We start from the raw sequence: 5,636 nt of genomic DNA on the forward strand, positions 1-5,636 counted from the left end.
CGGATGAACTTCGCCAGATCGCGCGGCGACAAAGCGTGTCGCTTCAGGTTTTCGGCCACCTGGTCGTAGGCGCCGTGAGCGCGTGTCGCGAGGATGACCGGCACCTGGCCAAGCCCGGCCTGCCGCGCGGCGCGCCAGCGCTTGCTGCCGAAGCAGATGCGGTACCGGCCCGCCTCATCGGGTGCGTTGACAACGATGGGCTGGAGCACGCCGCGCTGCGCGATGTCCTGCGCCAGCTCATCGAGCGCTTCGGCCGGAAACTCGGTGCGCGGGTTGTGCGGGTCTTCTTCGAGCCGGTCGATCGGCACCACCAAGGGCTCGCCCGTCGGCACGGGCTTGGCATCGAACAGGCCGGGCTGATCGAGACCCGCCAAGTCTGGCAGATGGAGCGTGAATGGTTTGGACGGCGCGCGCATGATTGCTGATGGTGTGGCCTCGGGGCTGCGTGCCGCCCGACGATTCCGCACCAGAAATCATCGGTGGGGCGGGCCTGCGCGGACGCGACGCTGACAACTCTGCGCGCGCAGCCGGGTCGCTTGCCAGCTGGATTCGGATTCAAATCTCGCAATGTTGGGAGGCCTGTGATCACAGCACCGGCGACCGAACCATCACTTTCCATAAGGAAACTCAAGTTTCCCTATGTCTCGTTTGCGGCGGATGCGCAAGATGCCCACACCGTGCCACTACAGGATCCATTGATGCTCGCCTGATGAGGCGCAGGGTCTAAGCCGCTCCAGGCCATCATCGCTCTTGTCGATCGTCGACGGTTTGCTGGTACCACGAATCAGCCTGCGTTTGATCGGATGATTTAAGTACCGTCGCGCAGTTTGTCCAGGTAGTCGGCCCACATCTGCAGCATCTTGCGGCGCTGCTCCAGGAACTCGGTCCGGTTGTAGGCGCGGCCCAGCGAATCCTTCACCGCGTGCGCGAGCTGGGCCTCGATCACCGCCTCGTCCACATTCAATCGCTCGGCCAGCAGCGTGCGCGCCATGGCTCGGAAACCGTGGCCCGTCATCTCGTCGCTTGGGAAGCCCATGCGCCGCAACGCCGAGAGCACGCCGTTGTCACTCATCGGGCGTTCGCGGGTGCGTGGGCTCGGGAACAGGTACTTGTCATGCCCATTCAGCTTGTGCAGTTCGCGCAGAATCGCCAGGGCCTGTCGGGACAGCGGAACGACATGCGCTGCGCCGCTGAGCTTCTCCTGCTTGGTTCGCTTCATGCGTGCGGCCGGGATGCGCCACTCTGCGGCATCGAGATCGAACTCGGCCCACTCGGCTTTGCGCAACTCGCCGGGGCGAACGAAGACCAGGGGGGCCAGTCCAAGCGCTGCGCGAGTGACTGGCATGCCCTTGTAGCTTTCGATCGCCCGCAGCAGGTCACCCACCCGCTTGGGGTCGGTGATGGCCGGCATGTGCTGCACCAGCACCGGCTTCAATGCGCCGCGCAGGTCGGGCGTTGGGTCGCGTTCGGCTCGGCCGGTGGCGATCGCATACCGGAACACTTGGCCGCAACTCTGCAACGCACGATGAGCCGTCTCGATCGCGCCGCGCGCTTCGATTCGCCGCACCGCCTGGAGCAATTGAGGCGCCTTGATCTCTCCGACGGGCAACCCGCCCAGCCACGGAAACACATCCTGTTCGAGCCGGATCAGGGTGCGAGCGGCGTGGCCCGCACTGACCTTCTCAACATGGATCGTTGCGTGCCATTCGCGCGCGACGGCTTCAAAGCCATTGAGCACCCCCTGGGACCGGCTCGCCTTCTCTGCTCGACGCGCCTCGCTCGGGTCCACACCCTCTTCCAATAACGTTCGCGCCCGATCTCGCCTGTCCCTCGCAGCCTTCAAGGGAGTGTCCGGATAGGTGCCCATCGACAGCAGCTTTTCCTTGCCTGCGTAGCGGTACTTGAACCGCCACCAGCGACCTCCAGCCGGTGCAATTTCCAGATATAGCCCACGCTCGTCGTAGAGCCGGACAGGTTTCGCCCCTGGCTTTGTCGAGCGGATCTGCATGTCGGTAAGCATGGCGATGTTTCGGGGTAAGTGGCTTTTCGGATTTGCCTGTTACCCACAAAAATATCCCATTCCAAGCCGAGATTCAAGGGGACGTCCCGGGACAATTTGGGCAAGAAAAAACCCCTAAGTCATTGATTTACTTAGGGGTTTTGAGACTTTCTGGGACGTTCTGAGACGTCTTGAAATCATCATATGGTGGAGCCGGCGGGAATCGAACCCGCGTCCGCAAACCATTGCTGGCCAGTTCTACATGCGTAGCTGTCTGATTTGAATTTGAGGACGGTGGTCGCGCAGCAGCACGCTACCCTCGCCCCGAGTCACTTGATTTAGGTCTGTGTTGAGTGACCCAGCTCAGACCGAGCCTATGTGTATGACTTCGCAGCTCTCGGGTTGCCCCTCAAGCCCAGCCCATAGACAAGCTGTTGCGAAGCTCACCGGTTTTAAGCGGCGAGTTTGACGTCGTAAGACGAGTCGTTTGCAGTTAATGCGTTTCCAGATGGATTTACGAGCTAACTGGTGCTCGGCATGCCCTGAACCAACTCCGAACCTGCGTCGAAACCAGGTCGGCCCCAGGAAGCAGGTAGTTTAGGCCATGGCCAACAGATTCAAGAGCTGGCCGGGCGTTTCGATCACATGGTCGGCGTCCCAGGCAGAAATGGGCTCTCCCGCGCCGAGGTAACCCCAGGCTGCCGCCACCGTGCCCATGCCGGCGGCGCGGCCGGCCTGGATGTCTCGCAGGTCGTCGCCCACATAGATGCAGCGCTCCGGCGACAGCGCCATTTGGCGTGCCGCCTCCAGCAAGGGAGCCGGGTGCGGCTTGGCGTGCGGAGTGGTGTCGCCACTGATCACGACGGCCGCATGGGTATGCAGCCCAAGCGCTTGCACCAGCGGCGCGGTGAAGCGCTGCGCCTTGTTGGTCACGATGCCCCACGGCAACCCCTGAGCCTGCAAGGCCGCGAGCACCGGGCGCATGGCGTCGAAGACTTGCGTCAGCTGCGTCATACGCTGCTCGTAGCGCGCCAGAAACTCGTCGCGAAGTTCGTTGAAGCTTTCATCAGTCGGCCCCACTTGCAAGGCAATGCCTACCATGCCACGTGCACCCGAGCCGACCATCGGGCGGAAGCGTTCATAGGGCAAGGGCTCGAGGCCTCGCGCAATGCGCATGTCGTTGCCGGCTCCGGCCAGGTCGGGAGCACTGTCGATCAAGGTGCCGTCGAGGTCGAACAGCACCGCACGAATCGGCGCCATCACTCCGGCTTGCGGCAGGCGAACAGGTAGTTCACGCTGACGTCGGCCGACAGCCAGTAGCGGCGGGTCAGCGGGTTGTATTCCATGCCGCGCGTACTGTGCAGCGCAAGCCCGGCGTCACGGCACCACTGAGCCAGCTCGCTGGGGCGAATGAAGCGAGCGTACTCATGCGTGCCTTGCGGCAGCAGCTTGAGCAGGTACTCGGCGCCGACGATGGCAAACAAAAACGACTTGGGGTTGCGGTTGATGGTGGAGAAAAACACCCAACCACCCGGCTTCACCAGCGTCGAACAAGCACGCACGATGGACGATGGGTCGGGCACGTGCTCGAGCATCTCCATGCACGTCACCGTCTCGAAGTGGCCTGGCATTTCAGCGGCCAGCGCTTCGGCTGACACTTCACGATATTCAATCGACGGCGTGCCCGCTTCGGCTGCGTGCAGACGCGCCACCTTCAGCGGTTTGCTGGCCAGGTCGATGCCCAGCACTTGCGCACCCTTGCGCGCCATCGAGTCGGCGAGGATGCCACCGCCGCACCCGACGTCGAGAACGTTGCGGCCATGCAAGGGGGCCAGGCCATGGATCCAATCCAGCCGCAGCGGATTGATCTGGTGCAAAGGCCGGAACTCGCTTTCCGGGTCCCACCAGCGGTGGGCCAGCTCGCTGAATTTGGCCAGCTCTTGAGGGTCTGCATTGATCATGTGGCGATGGTACCCAAGACCCCGGTTGCACTTGAAATGACGGGGCAAACAAAAAACCCCGCCGAGGCGGGGTTTTCAGAGTGAACGCAGAGCGTTTACTTGCGGGTACGTGTACCGACCACTTCGATTTCGACGCGGCGGTTTTTCGTCTTGCCTTCCTTGGTCTTGTTGTCGGCGACCGGCGATGCTTCGCCCTTGCCTTCGGTGTAGACGCGGTTGGCTTCGATGCCCTTGCTCACCAGGTAGGTCTTGACGGACTCGGAGCGAGCCACCGACAGCTTCTGGTTGTACGAATCGGAGCCATCGGAGTCGGTGTGGCCGACGGCGATGATGACTTCGAGGTTCACACCAGCGGTCTTGCTGACGAGATCGTCGAGCTTGGCCTTGGCTTCAGGCTTGAGCACAGATTTGCCCACGTCATAGAAAGCGTCGGCAGCGAAGGTGACCTTCTCGCTGACCGGTGCGGGCGGCGGTGCGGGAGGTGCAGGAGGAGCGACCGGTGCCGGAGCCGCTGCGGGCGCGGGGGCCGGAGCAGGAGCCGGAGCGGGGGCCGGGGCAGGTGCGGGGGCAGGCTTCAGGGCGCCGTCGCAAGCGGCATTGGCCGTTGCGGGGGTCCAGAAGGCGTCGCGCCAGCACAGATCGCCTGCACCGTTCTTCCAGGGCAAGCCGGAGGAATTCACCCAGTTGTCAGCGCCAGTGGGCGCGGTCTGTGCAAACGCGGAACTCACTGTGACTGCGAGCGTGGCCGATGCAAAGAGCGATGCGACCTTATTCAGTTTCTTCATGATTCTCCTCTCAAGGAAAAGGTGCAGATGGTTCTATGAAACTTCAAAACCGGAATCGGAAAGTACTGGCAAACCCCATGTATCCGGGTGTTTCCCACCGACGCGCGATTGTGCCATAGGGTATTCGGCGAACAGAGTTTTGCCCGCTTTGCACTGCTTGGCCTCTTGCGTTGTTGCGCCACTGCTACAGCCATCCGCAGCAACTAGAATCACGGATTGCGCTCGCAGGCCCGCCAGTGCCTGTCTCTACGGCTTTGCTGCCCACCACGAATGACCCAGTTCGCCAAGGAAACCCTGCCCATCAGCCTCGAAGAGGAGATGCGTCGCTCATATCTTGACTACGCGATGAGCGTGATCGTGGGGCGGGCACTGCCCGACGCTCGCGACGGCTTGAAGCCCGTACACCGGCGTGTGCTCTTCGCCATGCACGAGTTGAACAACGACTGGAACCGGCCCTACAAGAAATCTGCCCGTATCGTTGGTGATGTCATCGGCAAGTACCACCCGCACGGCGACCAGTCGGTGTACGACACCGCGGTGCGCATGGCGCAAGACTTCTCCATGCGCCACATGCTGATTGACGGGCAGGGCAACTTCGGCTCGGTCGACGGCGACAACGCGGCGGCCATGCGTTACACCGAAATCCGACTGGCCAAGATCGCCCACGAGATGCTGGCAGACCTGGACAAGGAGACCGTCGACTTCGGCCCCAATTACGACGGGTCTGAAAAAGAACCTCTGGTTCTCCCGACCCGCCTGCCCAATCTGCTGGTGAATGGTTCGGGGGGTATTGCGGTGGGCATGGCCACCAATATCCCGCCGCACAACCTGAATGAGGTGGTCGATGCCTGCCTGCATCTCCTGAAAAACCCTCAGGCCACCATTGACGAA

6 protein-coding genes and 1 other RNA gene are annotated in these 5,636 nt (G+C 62.3%); 1 reads left to right on the top strand and 6 read right to left on the bottom strand.

What is annotated here, in order from left to right; all coding sequences use genetic code 11:
• The 6 genes from RMO40_RS25040 to ompA all read right to left on the bottom strand — a co-directional run.
• A partial coding sequence (locus tag RMO40_RS25040; protein ID WP_309726622.1) for a ParB/RepB/Spo0J family partition protein occupies positions 1-416 on the bottom strand: 416 nt, incomplete at its 3' end.
• A gap of 392 nt (positions 417-808) precedes the next feature.
• On the bottom strand, positions 809-2,020 hold the full coding sequence (locus tag RMO40_RS25045) for a phage integrase central domain-containing protein (RefSeq protein ID WP_309726624.1): 1,212 nt from the start codon (positions 2,018-2,020) through the stop codon (positions 809-811).
• A gap of 184 nt (positions 2,021-2,204) precedes the next feature.
• Positions 2,205-2,582, bottom strand: a transfer-messenger RNA (tmRNA) gene (gene ssrA, locus RMO40_RS25050).
• A gap of 14 nt (positions 2,583-2,596) precedes the next feature.
• Positions 2,597-3,259, bottom strand: coding sequence for a phosphoglycolate phosphatase (gene gph / locus RMO40_RS25055; RefSeq protein ID WP_309726626.1), 663 nt, complete (start codon positions 3,257-3,259; stop codon positions 2,597-2,599).
• Entirely contained in the window at positions 3,259-3,960 is a 702-nt protein-coding gene (ubiG, locus tag RMO40_RS25060) for a bifunctional 2-polyprenyl-6-hydroxyphenol methylase/3-demethylubiquinol 3-O-methyltransferase UbiG (RefSeq protein WP_309726628.1), read from the bottom strand. Before ubiG ends, gph begins: the two co-directional genes overlap by 1 nt.
• Before the next feature lie 95 nt (positions 3,961-4,055).
• Positions 4,056-4,745 (bottom strand): outer membrane protein OmpA, encoded by a 690-nt coding sequence (ompA, locus tag RMO40_RS25065; protein ID WP_309726630.1) that lies wholly within the window; start codon positions 4,743-4,745, stop codon positions 4,056-4,058.
• A 270-nt stretch (positions 4,746-5,015) separates the two neighbouring features.
• On the opposite strand from ompA, the gene RMO40_RS25070 reads away from it, so the two are divergent.
• Positions 5,016-5,636 (top strand): DNA gyrase subunit A (locus tag RMO40_RS25070; RefSeq protein WP_309726632.1); only part of this gene is annotated, 621 nt, incomplete at its 3' end.

It is taken from the genome of Rhizobacter sp. (assembly GCF_031412075.1).
Taxonomy (GTDB): domain Bacteria; phylum Pseudomonadota; class Gammaproteobacteria; order Burkholderiales; family Burkholderiaceae_C; genus Rhizobacter.

What these genes read in the sequence shown, in the direction of transcription:
- RMO40_RS25045 (WP_309726624.1), bottom strand. Translation starts at nt 2,020, where the DNA reads ATGCTTACCGACATGCAGATCCGCTCGACAAAGCCAGGGGCGAAACCT.
- gph (WP_309726626.1), bottom strand. Translation starts at nt 3,259, where the DNA reads ATGGCGCCGATTCGTGCGGTGCTGTTCGACCTCGACGGCACCTTGATC.
- ubiG (WP_309726628.1), bottom strand. Translation starts at nt 3,960, where the DNA reads ATGATCAATGCAGACCCTCAAGAGCTGGCCAAATTCAGCGAGCTGGCC.
- ompA (WP_309726630.1), bottom strand. Translation starts at nt 4,745, where the DNA reads ATGAAGAAACTGAATAAGGTCGCATCGCTCTTTGCATCGGCCACGCTC.